Consider the following 17,177-nt stretch of genomic DNA (forward strand, 5'->3'; position numbering starts at 1 on the left):
AAAACTTTTTTTAACTCAAAATTGCAGCAATACCTGGTAATGTTCGTCCTTCCAGCATCTCTAACATCGCTCCACCACCTGTGGAGACATAGCTCATTTTTGGTTCTAATCCGAATTGTTTTACTGCGGCTACAGAATCTCCTCCACCAACAAGTGAAAAAGCTCCGTTTGCAGTTGCTTCAGCAATATAATTTCCTAACGTGATTGTTCCTTTGGCAAACGTTTCCATTTCAAAAACACCCAATGGACCGTTCCATAAAATTGTTTTGGAATTCATAATCACTTCTTTGAAATTTTCTAACGATTTTGGTCCGGCATCCAAACCTTGCCATCCGTCCGGAATTTCGCGAACGTCGACAATTTTGGTATTCGCATCGTTTGAAAAAGCATCGGCAGCCACCACATCAACAGGTATGTGAATGTGCACATTTTTTTCTTTCGCTAAATGCAAAATATCCAAAGCCATTTGCATTTTATCATCTTCGCAGATTGAATCGCCTACTTTTCCGCCTAAGGCTTTCACGAATGTAAACGTCATTCCGCCACCAATAATCATGTGATCTACTTTGTCTAAAATATTTTCAATAACTGTGATTTTTGACGAAACTTTTGATCCGCCTAAAATGGCTGTTACCGGCTTTTCGCTATCTTTTAAAACTTTGTTTAAGCTTTCAATTTCTTTGGCCAATAAAGTTCCGAAACATTTATCATTCGGAAAAAATTGAGCAATGATAGTTGTTGAAGCGTGTGCTCGGTGAGCTGTTCCAAATGCATCGTTCACATAAATATCACCTAAAGAGGCTAATTTTTTAGAAAAATCGACATCACCGGCTTCTTCTTCTTTATAAAAACGAAGGTTTTCTAATAATAAAACTTCGCCTGGTTTTAAATCTGCAGCGGCTTTTTCGGCAACACTTCCAATGCAATCAGGGGCAAATTTCACTTTAACTCCCAGAACTTCTTCTGTTTTTGCAACAATATGTTTGAGTGAATATTTTTCTTCAACACCTTTTGGTCTTCCTAAATGCGACATTAAAATCACGCTACCGCCGTCGGCTAAAATTTTATCGATGGTTGGTTTTGCTCCTTCAATTCGATTGACATCTGTTACATTGAAATCTTCATCTAACGGAACATTAAAATCAACACGAACTAATGCTTTTTTATTTTTAAAATTGAAGTCGAACAACGTTTTCATGGTTTTATAGTTTTTATTTTTTAAAAGTAAAGACAAATATAAAATTTTAGAATTTAATAGGATTGATAATAATCATGTTTGCGATTATTTGTTCATGTTTACTACTAAAATCCAAGTTTCTTCGGTATATAAATTATTCAATTTATTTTCTATTAGCTTTTCTGCTTCTTCTCTAGAAGTTACATAGCCCAAATAAACATACATGTAATTATTAGCGGGATTGGTAAAATAATTTGGATTTAATCCTTTGTCTCGTAGACTTTTCATAAATCGAGCTGCATTTACTCTTTCGTTAAACACATTTACCACTAAATAATATCCTTTTGGCGAGTCAATATCGTTTAAAACTTCTACTGATTTATTTTCTTTAGGTATTTCTGATTTAACTGCTTCAGGAGCAACAACTATAGGATTTATTTTTGACTTAACTTCATCTGATTTAGTGACAGTTGTAACATCCGGTTTTACAGCAGTTTTTGGTTCATCTTTTTTAACAACAGCTTCGTTTTTTGTAATTGGTGGTGTTAAAACTTCTTTTTTGGTTTCCGGTTTTGAAGCTTCAACAGGTTTTGTCTCTTGCTTTATTTCTTTTACTTCGTTAATCTTTTCGTTTTGTTCAGCAATTTGTTTTGAATTTTCTAAAGTTTCCTGACTAAACGCTTCTTTAGCTTTTATAGCCAACAAGGTAGCAGTCGAATCTTCTGCAGTTTGATTTTGCACTATTTCCTCATTTGTATTTTTATCAAATACTTTGAACTTATTATCTTCATAAACCAATTTAGTGTTGTCCGCTGTTGCTATTGTCGCTGGTTTTGTTTCAATAGCCATAGCACTAAAAAAAAGATAAAATACATCTCCCGACGACTTGAATCGAACGGTGGCTTCGTCTGCATTGTTACCAATAAAACGGTTATTGTAATTTGATAATGTGGTTAAAAATGAGTCGTAACCCAACGTGTTTTTACCATCGGGAATGCGGTATTTAAAATGTTCATCTTCGATGGTAATGGAACTATCGAAAAAATTACTGTATCGACGTGTAACTGTTTTAACGTTTGTAAAATCTTTGTTTTTTGATGAACCAAACATGAACAAATCGCCATCTACTTTAAAATCTCCTTCTAATGCTGCACCGGCTAATTTTACCTGAACATTTCCTTGCGGTTGGGTTTTGAAACCTTTGAAAACCACATTCACACTTTCACTGGAAGCTCCGGCAAAACCATCATGTGAAACAATGAATTTTTCACTCATTGATGCATCTTCATACACAAAAATCATTGTCCAACCCGCAGCAGAACCACCAATGAGCGTTCCTTGTGTAGCTCGAACATTCGCCACCATATAAAACCCAAACGGATTATCAAGAGCTTTGACTTGTTCTGTAATATCTGCATATACCGCATAAGGGGCAGCGTCTTTAAATTCTCTGTGCTTTAAACCATCAAAGATAATTTCGCCTTTAACTGTTGAATATTCTTTTTGATCGGGAAATTTCACCAAAACTTCTTCAAAAGGCTCTCTGGTGTTATCGAAAGCTACAAATTTATCTTCTCCTTTTTTGTAGCCGCTTTCATATTTGTAGGTGGCTGACCAATATAGTCCTGCATAAACAATTTTTTTTGCCGCTTCATTTTTTTGAAATAACGCTGCACTACTCGAAGAAAAAGTTTGTTTATCGGTATCAATATCAATGTATTCCATATCAATTTCATCGTTGGTAATAGCATCAATACTTTGGTCGTTGTACGGATCGTTAGGGGAATTTTTTTTATCAATCCTATTTAGAATGGAATTGGCAATAATAGTCATATCGCCTTTTATGTTCGCTTTGTATCGCTCTTTAAAAGGGACGGCCATTTGAGCATGGCACCAATTGACACAGATAAAAAAAAGTATTAAAAATAAATTTTTATATCTTTTACGGTTCATAAATTTACTCATTATATGAGGAGCAATTTTAGATTTGGGACTACTAATTTGGGCTCAAAGGTACTAAAGCCTAACGATAAAATGCATATTTTACCGATTAAAGTGCCAAAAATGGTTTCTTTTTTCATACAAACAAAATAATTTAACTTGAATTTGTTAAAATTTGTATTTTTAAATATACAAAACAAACCCGTTTATCGGCAAAAAAAATAATTTATATTTGCTTTATGCAATTTACACAATTATTAGGCCAAGACCATATAAAAAATCATTTAACTCGCAGTGTTCAATTGGGAAGGATTCCGCATGCACAACTTTTTGTTGGTCCGGAAGGCTCAGGAACATTGGCTATGGCAATCGCATATGCTCAATATCTGTTGTGCAACAATACCGGAAATGAAAATTCAGGCGGAAACGAAGCTTGTAATCTTAAATTTCAACATTTTGCACATCCGGATTTGCATTTTATTTATCCAACTGTTACTACAGATGACGTTAAAACTAAACCCAAAAGCATTGATTTTATTCAAGATTGGCGAACTTTTTTAGCAGAAAACATTTACGGTGGTTTGTTTGATTGGTTCAAAATTTTGGGTGTAGAAAACAAACAAGGTGAAATTCGTGTAGATGATGCTCAAGAAATTGTGAAAACACTTTCTCTTAAATCGTACGAAGGCGGTTATAAAGTGATGATTATTTGGATGGCGGATAAAATGAACATTGCCGCTTCGAACAAATTGCTGAAAATTTTAGAAGAACCGACTGATAGAACGGTTTTTATCTTAATTACCGAAAAAGAAGAAGATTTGATTCAAACCATTCGTTCACGTTGTCAGGTGTTGGATTTTAACGGACTTCCGGAAAGTGTGATTGCCGAAGCGTTGATAGAGAAACTACAACTTGACCCAAAAACAGCCACAAAAATTGCTCATCAAGCCCAAGGAAATTACAACAAAGCCTTAAAATTATTGAGCGATGACAATGAAGATTTGCCTTTTGAACAATGGTTTGTGCTTTGGGTTCGTGCCGCTTTTAAAGCCAAAGGAAACGCCGCCGCTATTCACGAATTAATTACTTGGAGCGAAGAAATTGCCAAATTGGGCCGCGAAACGCAAAAGAAATTTTTATCTTTTTGTATTGAAATGTTTAGACAGGCGTTGTTGCTGAATTATCAAGCGACATCGTTGGTTTATTTGGAGCCGAAAGTGGAAAAATTTAAACTGGAAAATTTTGCTCCGTTTGTAAACGGAAATAATATCTTGGATATTTATAAAGAACTCAACGATGCCATGTATCACATTGAACGCAATGGCAATGCGAAGATTATTTTAACCGATTTATCAATTAAATTGACTCGTTTAATTCATAAAAAATAAACGCATGAACAACCCCGCCTCTTTTCTGATTTTGCTACTTTTAACCGTTACTTTTTTGCAGTCCGGTTATGATAAATTGTTTTATTGGAAAGACAATTTGGCTTGGTTAAAAGAACATTTTTCTAAAACCGTTATCAAAAATATGGTTCCACAAGCATTGGCTTTTGTATTGCTTTTGGAATTAGTAACCGTAATTTTAGCCATTGCCGGCTTGATTCAATTGCTGTATAACGGCAACCGTGAATATGGTTTTTATGCCGCCATAATGAGTTGTGTAACGTTACTTTTTTTACTTTTCGGTCAACGTTTAGCCAAAGATTATGATGGTGCCAGAACGATTGTGATTTATTATATTCCGGCTGTTTTGGCAGTGTATTGGCTGAATTAAGAGATTTAAAAAATTAAATCAAATTACAAACTCGCTTTAAACATCCTCAACTCGTCCCACGTAAATCGATCGCCTACTTGTTCTTTTAAAGCGGTCAAGCTTTCTTCGTTGTAGCCTTTGAACGCGGCTGCCAATTGCTCTATTTTGTCTTCGGGCAACACTTCTGTAATAGAAATAGTTCCGGCTTGAATAAGCTTGGCTAAATGGCCATAAATCGTTTGTGTGGTTAGAACACGAATTTTAGCAATTTCTTTTACAGAGTTTTTCTCTTGCCATAATTCGTAGGTTTCCTGTAAAGTTGATTTCTTCGGTTCTTTGGTTTTTTTCTTTTTTGGAAGGTATTGATATGGATCAAAATCAGCTTCTTCCTCTTCTTCGATTAATGTGCTTTGAATGGATTTATAATGTTCAACCACGTTTTCAACTAGAATACTTCGGTAGTTTTGAATTTCGTTGGAAGTTAAATTTTCCTTGTTGATTTCTTTTCCTTCCGATAAAACATCCACCATTTTAACAGCTTTAAACAATTGAAGAACGGTTTTTAGTGTACCTTCTTCTAGTTCATTCAACTCGGTGTAGAATTCTTTGACTCTTTTTTTACGTTTGACTTCTTCCATTTTCAAAAGTAAATCAAACATAATTTCATTTAATTTTGGAAGGAAATAGTCTTTAGCTGCTTTCACTCTTTCTGCAATAAAAGGAATATTGACATCATCAGCGTGAAAAAGTTTGTCTAGTTGAGATCTGAATTTTTTTGCCGGATCTTCTAATTTTGAAACTTTCTGTTCTTGAATTTCTGCCCAGTTTTGATGCTTTGATTTTTCTGATTTTTCAGCATCGCTATTATAACTAAAGCGATGATTTCGCCATTGTTGAGCAATTGCTTCCCAATCAAAACTATTCTTAATGTATTGAAGAATAAACCGTTGCGTTTCTTTTTGTAAAGCATTCACGATTGTTTCTTCATCTGCTTTATTTTCAGCATATTGCATTACATCTTGGTCGTTGGAAATGCCGTTCATTTGAATTGGCTTCAACAAAACCAAACCTTCCAATGATCGTAAGCGTGAAAGTGCCACATAGGCTTGTCCCGGTAAAAATACTTGTGAAACATCCAAAACAGCTTTGTCAAACGTTAATCCCTGACTTTTGTGCACCGTGATTGCCCAAGCCAATTTTATCGGATAATGAACAAATGTGCCGAGTGTTTCTTCGTCAATTTCTTTGGTATTTTCGTTAACAGAATAGCGAATGTTTTTCCATTCGTATTTTTCAACTTCGATGGTTTTATTTTCTTCCGGAAAGTGCACAATTATTTCTGCTTCGGATAATGATTTGATGAAACCCATTTTCCCATTAAAATAATTCTTATCCGCTGACAAATCGTTTTTAATAAACATAATTTGAGCACCCACTTTCAACTGAAGAATTTCTTCTACGGGATAAATTTTTTCGGGAAAATCGCCCACTATTTCAGGTTTAAAACGATAACATTTTCCTTCCAATTCCTCTAATGATTCGGCATTAATCGAATCGGCTTTGGCATTATGAGTTGTTAAAGTAATGTATCCTTTATTGGCTTTGATGTCGAAATTGGGTTTTACAAAATCATTTAGCACCACCATGTCTTGTGGCGTAATGGTGTTGTTGCGAAGGTTGTTTAAAACCGAAATAAACCGCTCATCCGTTTGACGAAAAATCTTTGATAATTCAATGTACAACGGTGGCTTTTCTTGAATAACTTTTGCATTAAAAAAGAAAATTCCGCGGTAATATTTTCGTAAAACTTGCCATTCATCATTTTTAACAACGGGTGGCAATTGGAGTAAATCGCCAATAAAAAGCACTTGCACTCCACCAAAAGGAATGTCTCTTCGGCGAACTTTTCGTAGCATAAAGTCGATGGCATCTAATAAATCAGCTCGAAGCATGCTGACTTCGTCAATAATGAGCAGTTCCATATTGAGCATCACCGATTTCTTTTGGCCGCTCATCTTAAAATGCTTCACTAAGGTATTTTTAGTCTCGAATTTTTGGTGTTGTGAAATGCTTGAACCGGCGATATTTTCTGGGATAAAACCTCCAAAAGGAAGTTGAAACATCGAGTGAATTGTAACTCCACCAGCGTTTAAAGCAGCTATTCCCGTGGGAGCAACTACAACCGTATTTTTATGAGTTGTTTGAATGATTTTCCGCAACAAAGTGGTTTTTCCTGTTCCGGCTTTTCCCGTTAGAAAAATAGAGCGTTGCGTTTGATTGATAAATTGCAGGACTTGGCGTGCATCGTTTGTAATTTCCATTTGGCGTTGAGTTTAAAGGTGGAAATTTACAAATATTTGAATAATTATGAAAGCCATGTACTGAATTTATATAATTTGAATTTGTAAAAATAAGTATTTAGAACATTTATAAAACAAAAAAACCTCTCAAAAAGAGAGGCTTTGATAGTAATAAATCTAATGCTTATTTTTTTGTTGAATCAACTTTTGCTTCCGCTTTTTCGTCTTTCTTATCATCCGAAGAAGTTGATTTGTATTTATCATTTAGTAGTTTAATTACGTCATTGGTAATATCATATTCTTCTTTTGCATACAAAACCGTTGCAGCATCACCTGTTCCGTAGATGTAATTATATCCTTTTTCTTTACCGTAGTCTTTGATGAATTTTTTTACATCTTTCACTAGGCTGTCCATTTCTTTTCCGCTCTCTTCTTGCAATTGACGTAAAATAGCTTGTTGAGCATATGATAATTCTTGTTCTTTTCTTTGCAATTCAGCTCCTTTTTGTTGAGCCCATTGAGGTCCGTAAGTTTCAGCATTTTTTTGAAAAGCTGCTGCTTCCGTTCTAAAACGAGCTACTTCAGCCTCTAATTGCTTGCCCATTTCTTCGCCTTTCGATTTATATTTTTCTTCAATATCTTTTGCTTCGGTATATTCATCCAAAAGTTTTGACGTATCTACATAAGCTGTTTTGAAATCTTTTTGATCGACTGCTTTTTCACACGATGCCATGGCCAAAAGTAAGCCGAAAACTAAAATTGATTTTTTCATTATGATTGTCTGATTTATAAAATTTTGGTAAAAGTAATAATTCCAATTTAATTGGCAAATTTGATTTACATTTTCAAAAAATGTAAAGTATAGAAAAATGTAATTGTTTTTAAACAGTAAATAGTTTTAATTTATTTATATTTGATTCATTAGATTGGATTAAATCAATTAATGGGTTTGAATCGACAAAAGAGTTGTTGAATGCTAAAATACTTCGAAAATGAGCTTTAAAATGATTTTTTAGCTGTTTTTGAAGATATAAATGTGTGAAGAATACTCTAAACTCTTTCTTCCTTTTAAATTTGATTGTAAACCAATCCAAAATGCTTTAAACGGATTCATCTTTCCGGTTTTGTATTTTTCGGATAGTAAACTCACGTAAAAACTGTCAAACCACATTGGCTGAACTTTTTTCAATTTTAAATTTTCCTGAGCAAAAATTTTTTCCATCGCCGTTTTAGAAAAATGCCAAAGATGTCTTGGCACATCAAAAGCGGCCCAAAATTTCCCGTAATGATTTGCATCATACGATTTGAAATTGGGAACCGCAATAAAAATTACGCCATCCGGTTTTAATAATCGTTTCAGTTCTTTAATTTGAAATTCCAAATCCGGAACGTGTTCTAAAACGTGCCACATTGTTATAACATCAAAAAAATGATCTTCTAATTCAGGATACGTATCGATTATGCAAATTCCTTTTTGTTTTGCGAGAGCTTTTGCTTTATCGCTTGGCTCCATTCCTACCGCTTTCCAATTTTGTTGTTTTGCTTCGGCTAAAAAATCTCCGGTTCCTGAACCAATATCTAAAACACTTCCTTTTTCAACACTCCAATATTCTATCAAACTTACTTTGTCTCGAATTGCTTTCCGTTTGACAAAATGATAGACTTTTTCAAATAAAGATCGTTTATTGTCTGTATGTGAAATGTAATCTTCGCTTTCGTAATAATTCGGTAAATCCGATAATGCAGGTTGCGGATACGTTTTTAATAATTGAAGATTTTCATCCATCAACAATTCAAATTGTTCTCCCGAAACGGAATAATCTTTAACTTTAATATACGGTTCTTTTGAAAAATTCATTAGATATAAAAATGCTTTTTGCTGTTTGAACAAGCTGTCTTTGTTGAGATTTTTGAAATAGTTTCACGTGGAACAATTAAATAATAAGTATTAAACTGAACACTTGCTATCTTCCCATATAAATTAATAATATTGAAATGTCACTTGGATTTACTCCGCTAATTCTGGATGCTTGAGATACTGTAACAGGACGAATTTTTTTAAACTTTTCTCTTGCTTCATACGATAACGATTTGATTTTATCAAAATCATAATTCTCAGGAATTTTTACATCTTCTAAACGTTTTAGCTTATCTGCGTTGTTACGTTCTTTTTCAATATAGCCATTGTATTTCACTTGAATTTCTGCTTGTTCAACTGTTTCTTCATCCAAGTTATTAACGGCAATATATTCTTTTACTTTATCAAATAAAACAATGTCCTCCAAATCAATTTGAGGTCGCGAAAACACTTTATACATTTTATCCGATTGAACCATTAGCGAACTTCCTTTTATTTCCAAAACCGGATTTGCTTCTTCAGGTGAAATACTGGTTTCTCTGAAAAAAGAGACCATCTTTTCCGCTTCATTAAACTTATGGTTCATTCGAATTAAGCGTTCTTCTGAAGCTAATCCTAATTCAAATCCTTTTGGTGTTAAACGTTCATCGGCATTATCTTGTCGCAATAACGTTCTGTATTCTGCTCTTGAAGTAAACATTCGATACGGTTCTTCTGTACCTTTTGTAATCAAATCATCAATTAAAACCCCAATATAGGCTTCATCTCTTTTCAACACAAAAGGATCACGTTCCTGCACTTTTAAAGCGGCATTGATTCCTGCCATTAATCCTTGTGAAGCGGCTTCCTCATAACCAGTCGTTCCATTGATTTGACCAGCGAAAAATAAACCATCTACTAACTTGGTTTCTAACGTATGTTTTAATTGTGTTGGTGGGAAATAGTCATATTCAATAGCATATCCCGGGCGAAAGAATTTAACTTTTTCGAATCCTTCGACCGAACGTAAGGCTTTAAATTGCACTTCTTCCGGCAATGATGTAGAGAATCCATTTACATATACTTCTACCGTATTCCAACCTTCCGGTTCAACAAACAATTGATGTCTGTCTTTATCAGCAAAACGATTGATTTTATCTTCAATTGAAGGACAATAACGTGGACCTGTACTTTGAATCCTACCGTTAAACATAGGAGAACGATCAAAACCTTCACGTAATAAATTATGAACCGTTTCTGAGGTATACGTCATCCAACACGACTTTTGATGAATTAATGGTTTGGATGAATCTAAATAAGAGAATTTATGCGGTTTATCATCTCCTTTTTCCTCTCTCATTTTTGTATAATCCAATGAACGTCCATCTACTCTTGGTGGTGTTCCGGTTTTCATTCGACCAGATTCAAATCCGAGTTTGACTAAATCTTCGGTAATTCCGTAGGCAGCACTTTCGCCGGCCCTTCCTCCTCCGAACTGTTTTTCGCCAATATGAATTAATCCGTTAAGGAAAGTTCCATTCGTTAAAACAACTGTTTTGGCTTTGATTTCAATGCCTAGAGAAGTTTTAATTCCTTTGATAACATTGTTTTCGATAATTAAACCAGCAACCATTTCTTGATAGAAATCAACATTCGGAGTATTTTCTAACATCAAACGCCATTCTTCGGCAAACCGCATTCTGTCACTCTGAACACGTGGCGACCACATTGCCGGACCTTTTGATTTATTCAGCATTTTAAACTGAATGGCTGTCTTGTCTGAAACAATTCCAGAATACCCACCCAATGCATCAATCTCACGCACAATTTGTCCTTTAGCAATTCCGCCCATAGCAGGATTACAAGACATTTGTCCGATGGTTTGCAAGTTCATTGTTACTAATAACGTTGAACAGCCCATATTGGCTGCTGCTGCTGCTGCTTCTGAACCTGCGTGACCAGCACCAACCACAATTACATCATATTTATCTTGAAACATAGTTTTATTTGATTGTTCCACGTGAAACATTTCACGGAAACTTCATTAAATTCATTTATTGTTCCACGTGGAACATCCTCATTTTTTCTTCTTCTTTCTGACGCATTAGTTTTTCGTCGTCTTCCGATTTGTCTTTATAACCACAATAATGTAAAACACCGTGAGCCATCACTCGCTTTAATTCATCTAAAAAAGAAACGTTGAATTCTAAAGCATTTTCTTGCACTCTTTCAGTTGAAATGAAAATATCACCGTGTAAAAAATTTCCTTCACTGTAATCGAAGCTAATAATGTCGGTTAACGTGTCGTGATTAAGGTATTCCACATTGATTTTATGCAAATAATCATCATCGCAAAAGATGTAGTTGATTTCGCCTTCTTCTTTGTCTTCCGATGAAATTATGGCCGAAATCCAATTGGAAAACGACTTTTCGTCACCTAATTCAAAATCGGTTTCATAGTTAAAACTAATCATTCTTCTTAAAGTATTGCTGAACCTTTTGGTTATAATTTGGCCGTAAAGGTAAGCTTTGTCGATTTAAAATTTCAACACTATTCAAATATTGTTGTAATTCAGGTGAAAGTGGTTTAACCGAATTATTGAATTCCTTCTTGTTTGTCTCCGATTGACGCTTGGTATCTTCCCCTTGTTGTTGAACTGCTTTCTCGAGTTTCAACATTTCGTAATTGATATTCAACATCCGCTGAAGCACTTCATTTTTAAAACCTTTATTTAAAATTTGTTTCTCTGCATCTTTCATTTGATCCAACACTTTTTGTCCACCAGGCGTTAAACCTTGCTTCTTCAATTCGTCTTCCAACTGTTGACGTAAACGACGTTGCTCTTGGAAAATTTCCATTAATTCACGAGCGTTTTCTTCGCCATCATTATTGCCTTGACCGCCGCCGCTTCCTTCACCCGGTTTATTTCCTTTTTGATTTCCTTTGCCTTTATCGCCATCTTTGCCGCCTTCTTTCCCGCCGGGCTTTTCACCTTTCTCACCGTCTTTACCTTCACCGGGTTTCTCGCCTTTTTCACCATCGCCTGGCTTTTCGCCTTTCTGCATTCCTTCTTTCATCTTCTCAGATAAGCCTTGCTGTTTCTGAATAATATCCGGCAACTGACCACCGCCTTTACCTTGACCCGGTTTAGGTTTTCCGCCACCGGAACCCATTCCAGCCATAGACATTTGCATATTATTCATCACATCAGACAGAAAATCAGCTAAACGATTGGATGCTGCAACAGTGTATTGTTGGTGCGAAACCCCTTTGGAAATAATCGCTTCCGCTAATGATTCAATCGATTTATCAACGTTGTAATGCACGTTTCCAATTTCTTCCGTCACTTTCTCTGTAATCATCTCATTTCGCAACGACATCGCAAACAAACTATCATCAACGTGTTTGAACTGCTGTTTCAAATCTTGTTGAATTTTAAGGTATTTATTGTATGAAGGAGCACCCTTTTTTAATCCTTTGAACTGTTTCATCAGGTCTTCTTGCGAAAACGAAAAAGCCAATAAATTATCTAAAATCTGACGCATCATTTTAACGTCTTCTTCCATTTGTTCCATTTCTGCACCCGCCATTCCTTCTTGCATTTGCATACTCATTTGCTTCATTTTTTGAGCGGCACTTTTTTGTTTAGGCTTGGCTTTGTCTTTTTGGTCTTTTTGAAGTTCATCCGAAGCTTTTTCCATATCTTCTTCGATGCTTTTTTCTTGTTTTTCGTCAGATGGAATGTCAACCGGTGATTTCAATTCTTTGTTTTCTTTTTCTAACTGACGCAATTCTTCCTGAATTTTATCAAATTCTTTATTGATTTCTTCCTGCTTTTCAGCCGAATTTTCTTTATCTTCTTTTGATAATTTATCCTGTTTATCGGCTAATTTGTCTAATTTTTTGATCAATTGTTCCGCTTTCTTTTCAACATAATATTTCTTAGTCAGTTCAACCAATTGCTCTAAATTTTTCGATTGATTTTTAGAATTTTGTTTAATTTTATCTAACTTTTCTTCAATGTCTAAATCCTGAATTTTCTCCGAAAGTTTTTGAAGTTCGTCTAATAATTTCTGATTTTCTTCCGATTGTTTTTCAGCATTTTCCGCACGTTTTTCAAGTTGTTCTTTTAATTCATCTTTTTCGTTTTTATTAAATTCTTTCAAATTTTCTTTCAAATCTTTTGTGAACTCTTTCATCATTTCCTCTTGTTGCTTCTGGCGTTTGATGAAATCATTTATTTTTTGTTTGTCTTTAAATTCTAAGCTTTCTTTTTCTTTACTCATTTTCTGAAGCTTATCCAACTCAGACATTTGCTTATCTTGATTTTTTAAAGATTTTTGAATGCTGTTGATATTATCATTTTGTTGTTTGAATTGCTCATCTTCCCGTTCTTCTTCCGTACTAATTCGATCGGAAAACACAGAAGATTTTGAGCTTTTGTAATTATGAATCGCATCATTATCAAACACTTCAAAATAGTATTCATAGGAAACACCTTCTTCTACCCGAAGATTTCCCGGGAAAGTGTAAATGAATTGATCAAAAACATCCTTCTTCACCGGAATAGCTGATTTTAAAGCTGCTTTTTCATTGTTTTTCGGATAATAGACGATTTGCAATTTAGAAAGTCCAATATCATCCGAAACTTGACCAATTAAAATATTCTTCTCTATTCGCAAACTATCCGGTGCATTGTTGACCGTTATGGTGGGAAATTGATCTTTAATAGTTGAGATTTGATAGTTTAATTTCTCGTAATGTTTAACTTTATTATTTGAAGTAAGTATTTGATATTCTGTGTTTTGATTAACACTTTTAGACAATTTGAATTCATTATTCTCCTGAACAAAATTTGTAAAACCGGAACCATCAGCATATTCAATTTTTGATGTGGAAAGAGCATTAATTTTCCAACTCACTTTCGTTCCTTCTGGTACAATGGCATTTCCGGAACCTTTGATGATTTCAGCTTTTCGATTTAAATACGATGGAAATTGCAATACCATTTCAAAATTAGAAACGGTTGGAACTGCCACTACTGAAAGCTCATAATCATCCGAAGAAACTGCATTCGCTTCAATGTGAAATTCAACATTTTTGGAAGGTTTTGTAAAACGATATTCAAAAACGCCGGGTTTTGTGGTTTCCATAAAATAACTTTCGTCACCAATAAAAATCATTGCATTTTCTGGAATGACTTTTCCTTCTGATTTTACCTGAAGAACATAATCCAACCCTTGTTCTGTTTGTAAATTTTCATTTAAAACCACAAAAGAAAACGGAGCCGGTGGTGAAAATTTTTCGTTATATCGCACCACTCGATTCATACTATCAGCAATAATATCGCTGTTTCCCGACAACATAAAGAAACTCAAAAACAACAATGGAACAATCGCCCACGGAAGGTATTTTGTATTCTTTTTAAAATTGATGGCGTTGCTAAACGGAATCGGTTGCAAACTTTTCCCTTTTTGTTCGATGGAAGCCAAAAGCAGCTCTGATTGCTGATTATTTTCGGCTAATTGCAGAAAGTTAGTCAGTTTGTCATTCACTTCAGTGAAATGATTTCCAATGATTTGTGATGCTTGGTTGTAATCAATTCCTTTTTGAAGTTTAACCAACTTAAACAGCGGAAACAAAATAAATCGCGACAACAAAAACAATTGTACGGCGATAAATAGCCAAAATAATATCGTTCTTCCTACTGGTTTTAACCAAAGAAAATATTCTACAAAAAGCGTAAAAAAGAAATATAACAACCCAAAACCAACAAATAAGATGACTCCTTTTACAAGTTCGTTCGTGTAGTATTTTTTTATGAATGCTTCTAACTTTTGATAAATCAATGACTTTGTTTCCAAAATAATGAGGCTTTTACTTATAACTGATAAAAGTACAATTTTATTCGATAGTCAAAAGTTAAATGTTTTCTAATGAAATTAACAGTTCTAATCGGTTTTTTGACACGGATTTCACGAATTTCCACGGATTATTTTGCTGATAAAATTTCCCCGAGAAAAACATAACGGCAATTACTTCTAATCTAAAATTGTAGCCCAATCTTCAACGTCTCGTCTCCCCCTCCTTTGGAGGGGGTTGGGGGGAGGTTATTTTTTGAGACAATTTCATAAATAAAATTCATAAAATGTATCTTTGCAAAAAAAATTTACTAAAAATGTCAAGACCTGTACGCGTTCGTTTTGCACCAAGTCCAACCGGACCATTGCACATTGGTGGTGTGAGAACAGCTTTGTTTAATTATTTATTTGCGAAAAAAAATAACGGTGTTTTTTATTTACGAATTGAAGATACCGACCAAAATCGCTTTGTTCCCGGAGCTGAGCAGTACATTTTTGAGGCTTTGGAATGGCTAGGAATTGCTCCTTCAGAAACGGTAAATAAGAACGAAAAGTTCGGACCGTATCGTCAAAGTGAGCGTAAAACGTTGTACAAACAATATGCCGATCAATTGATAAATTCAGGTTGGGCATATTATGCTTTTGATACAGCCGAAGCGTTGGATTTACACAGAAAACAGCACGAAGAACAAGGAAAGACCTTTATTTATAATTGGCATAACCGTGAGAAATTAGATACTTCATTGGTGATGTCAACCGAAGAAACGAACAGAAGAATTGCTGCCGGCGAAGATTTTGTCATTCGATTTAAAACACCAGTTAATGAAGTTTTGGAATTGAAAGACATCATTCGTGGCGATATTAAATTTGACACGAACTTATTAGATGATAAAGTGTTATTTAAAAGTGATGGAATGCCAACTTATCATTTGGCCAACATTGTTGATGATCATTTGATGGAAACATCTCACGTGATTCGTGGTGAAGAATGGTTGCCTTCGCTTCCACTTCACTATTTGTTGTACAAAGCTTTTGGTTGGCAAGCCCCTGAATTTGCACATTTACCGTTGATTTTAAAACCCATCGGAAACGGAAAATTATCAAAAAGAGATGGCGATAAAATGGGCTTTCCGGTTTTTCCTTTGGAGTGGAAAACAGAGGAAGGTATTTCATCCGGTTATCGTGAAACGGGTTATTTTCCGGAAGCAGTGATTAACTTTTTAGCCTTATTAGGTTGGAATGACGGAACTGATCAAGAGATATTTTCATTAGACGAATTAGTGGAAAAATTCGATTTGAATCGCGTTCACAAAGCCGGAGCTAAATTTGATCCGGATAAAAATAAGTGGTTTAATCATCAGTATTTGCAAAAACAAACTGATGAAGAGTTGGCGGAAAGTTTTTCTTCCATTTTAAAAGAAAAAGGAATTTCTGTTGAAAACAATAAACTAATCAAAATTGTTTCATCCATAAAAGAGCGAGCGAATTTCGTGTCAGATTTCTGGGAATTAGCCGATTATTTCTTTGTTGCACCTACTTCGTATGACGAAAAAGCATCAAAAAATTGGAAAGAAGAAACACCGGTTTTAATGAAACAAGTGATAGAAGTTTTGGAATCAATTAATGATTTTACTTCTTTAAACATAGAAACGATTTTGAAAGATTGGATGACCACCAACGAAATCGGGATGGGGAAAGTAATGCAACCACTTCGATTGAGTTTGGTTGGAGCTTTAAAAGGTCCGCACTTGTTTGATATTATTGAACTTATCGGCAAAGAAGAAACCGTTAAAAGAATACTAAAAGCGATAGAAAAAATTTAATTTTGTTAAAAGGTTTTACTTTTGTGACATGCTAAATGCAATTAGACATTCTAAAATAACCACTTTTGTTTGGGGATTTATGGCATTCTACCTGTTGAATATCAGTGTAGATGTCACTTCTTTGTTTGATGAAAAAGAGCAAAAACATAAAAAATACAACGAACAAGAAAGTATTGTTGAATTAGTTCTTGAAAAAGTTTTAGGTTTTGAAGAGGCTATTCCTGAAAATAACGCAAACGACAGCGAACAAAATCCAACCATGAAAAAAGGTTTTTCGATGGATAAGTTTGTGTTGCCTTTTTATGAAATCAATACCAAACTAATCGTTTTTAATCCGATAAAAAAGAGTTTTCATTACTCTAAAACTATTTTCTTAAAACCTTCGCTAGAAATTCATTCTCCTCCACCGGAAGTTTAATTTATTTTATTCGTAACAACTTGTTTTCCAATCGGAAACAGTTTAAATCATTCGTATAATTTAA

Annotated in this window: 12 protein-coding genes; 4 read left to right on the forward strand and 8 right to left on the reverse strand. The window is 34.5% G+C overall.

Annotated elements, in window-relative coordinates:
- Positions 1-10 precede the first annotated feature (10 nt).
- Entirely contained in the window at positions 11-1,198 is a 1,188-nt protein-coding gene (locus B4N66_RS04235) for a phosphoglycerate kinase (RefSeq protein ID WP_291092592.1), read from the reverse strand.
- A gap of 84 nt (positions 1,199-1,282) precedes the next feature.
- Positions 1,283-3,058, reverse strand: coding sequence for an SPOR domain-containing protein (locus B4N66_RS04240; protein WP_291092595.1), 1,776 nt, complete (start codon positions 3,056-3,058; stop codon positions 1,283-1,285).
- A gap of 299 nt (positions 3,059-3,357) precedes the next feature.
- On the opposite strand from B4N66_RS04240, the gene B4N66_RS04245 reads away from it, so the two are divergent.
- The gene (locus B4N66_RS04245; RefSeq protein WP_291092597.1) at positions 3,358-4,506 is read left to right on the forward strand and encodes an ATP-binding protein; all 1,149 of its coding nucleotides are present in this window, start codon (positions 3,358-3,360) and stop codon (positions 4,504-4,506) included.
- A gap of 4 nt (positions 4,507-4,510) precedes the next feature.
- Positions 4,511-4,894 (forward strand): DoxX family protein, encoded by a 384-nt coding sequence (locus B4N66_RS04250; RefSeq protein ID WP_291092598.1) that lies wholly within the window; start codon positions 4,511-4,513, stop codon positions 4,892-4,894.
- Positions 4,895-4,917: 23 nt separating this feature from the next.
- Here B4N66_RS04250 and B4N66_RS04255 read toward each other — a convergent pair whose 3' ends face one another.
- From B4N66_RS04255 to B4N66_RS04280, 6 genes are all read right to left on the reverse strand, one after another.
- Positions 4,918-7,194, reverse strand: a complete 2,277-nt coding sequence (locus tag B4N66_RS04255) for a helix-turn-helix domain-containing protein (RefSeq protein ID WP_291092599.1) — start codon at positions 7,192-7,194, stop codon at positions 4,918-4,920.
- A gap of 163 nt (positions 7,195-7,357) precedes the next feature.
- Positions 7,358-7,945, reverse strand: a complete 588-nt coding sequence (locus tag B4N66_RS04260; RefSeq protein ID WP_291092600.1) for an OmpH family outer membrane protein — start codon at positions 7,943-7,945, stop codon at positions 7,358-7,360.
- Between the two features lie 240 nt (positions 7,946-8,185).
- Complete coding sequence (locus tag B4N66_RS04265) at positions 8,186-9,031, reverse strand: class I SAM-dependent methyltransferase (RefSeq protein WP_291092601.1); 846 nt, start codon at positions 9,029-9,031, stop codon at positions 8,186-8,188.
- A 106-nt stretch (positions 9,032-9,137) separates the two neighbouring features.
- The gene (gene mnmG / locus B4N66_RS04270) at positions 9,138-11,009 is read right to left on the reverse strand and encodes a tRNA uridine-5-carboxymethylaminomethyl(34) synthesis enzyme MnmG (protein WP_291092603.1); all 1,872 of its coding nucleotides are present in this window, start codon (positions 11,007-11,009) and stop codon (positions 9,138-9,140) included.
- Positions 11,010-11,064: 55 nt separating this feature from the next.
- Positions 11,065-11,484, reverse strand: a complete 420-nt coding sequence (gene ybeY, locus B4N66_RS04275) for an rRNA maturation RNase YbeY (RefSeq protein WP_291092604.1) — start codon at positions 11,482-11,484, stop codon at positions 11,065-11,067.
- The gene (locus B4N66_RS04280) at positions 11,477-14,875 is read right to left on the reverse strand and encodes a hypothetical protein (RefSeq protein WP_291092605.1); all 3,399 of its coding nucleotides are present in this window, start codon (positions 14,873-14,875) and stop codon (positions 11,477-11,479) included. Before B4N66_RS04280 ends, ybeY begins: the two co-directional genes overlap by 8 nt.
- A 314-nt stretch (positions 14,876-15,189) precedes the next feature.
- Here B4N66_RS04280 and gltX point away from each other — a divergent pair, with 314 nt between their 5' ends.
- Both gltX and B4N66_RS04290 read left to right on the forward strand, forming a co-directional pair.
- Positions 15,190-16,695: a glutamate--tRNA ligase gene (gene gltX, locus B4N66_RS04285; RefSeq protein WP_291092607.1), complete on the forward strand. Its 1,506-nt coding sequence runs from the start codon at positions 15,190-15,192 to the stop codon at positions 16,693-16,695.
- Positions 16,696-16,723: 28 nt separating this feature from the next.
- Positions 16,724-17,113 carry a hypothetical protein gene (locus B4N66_RS04290; protein WP_291092609.1) on the forward strand — a complete coding sequence of 130 codons (390 nt, stop codon included), beginning with the start codon at positions 16,724-16,726 and terminating at the stop codon, positions 17,111-17,113.
- The last annotated feature ends 64 nt before the right edge of the window (positions 17,114-17,177 follow it).

Source organism: Flavobacterium sp. UBA2787 (genome assembly GCA_002352205.1).
GTDB lineage: Bacteria > Bacteroidota > Bacteroidia > Flavobacteriales > Flavobacteriaceae > Flavobacterium.

Coding starts and splice junctions, on each gene's coding strand:
- mnmG (WP_291092603.1), bottom strand. CDS start 11,009: ATGTTTCAAGATAAATATGATGTAATTGTGGTTGGTGCTGGTCACGCA.
- B4N66_RS04265 (WP_291092601.1), bottom strand. CDS start 9,031: ATGAATTTTTCAAAAGAACCGTATATTAAAGTTAAAGATTATTCCGTT.
- B4N66_RS04240 (WP_291092595.1), bottom strand. CDS start 3,058: ATGGCCGTCCCTTTTAAAGAGCGATACAAAGCGAACATAAAAGGCGAT.
- ybeY (WP_291092604.1), bottom strand. CDS start 11,484: ATGATTAGTTTTAACTATGAAACCGATTTTGAATTAGGTGACGAAAAG.
- B4N66_RS04235 (WP_291092592.1), bottom strand. CDS start 1,198: ATGAAAACGTTGTTCGACTTCAATTTTAAAAATAAAAAAGCATTAGTT.
- B4N66_RS04255 (WP_291092599.1), bottom strand. CDS start 7,194: ATGGAAATTACAAACGATGCACGCCAAGTCCTGCAATTTATCAATCAA.
- B4N66_RS04245 (WP_291092597.1), top strand. CDS start 3,358: ATGCAATTTACACAATTATTAGGCCAAGACCATATAAAAAATCATTTA.
- B4N66_RS04260 (WP_291092600.1), bottom strand. CDS start 7,945: ATGAAAAAATCAATTTTAGTTTTCGGCTTACTTTTGGCCATGGCATCG.
- gltX (WP_291092607.1), top strand. CDS start 15,190: ATGTCAAGACCTGTACGCGTTCGTTTTGCACCAAGTCCAACCGGACCA.
- B4N66_RS04250 (WP_291092598.1), top strand. CDS start 4,511: ATGAACAACCCCGCCTCTTTTCTGATTTTGCTACTTTTAACCGTTACT.
- B4N66_RS04290 (WP_291092609.1), top strand. CDS start 16,724: ATGCTAAATGCAATTAGACATTCTAAAATAACCACTTTTGTTTGGGGA.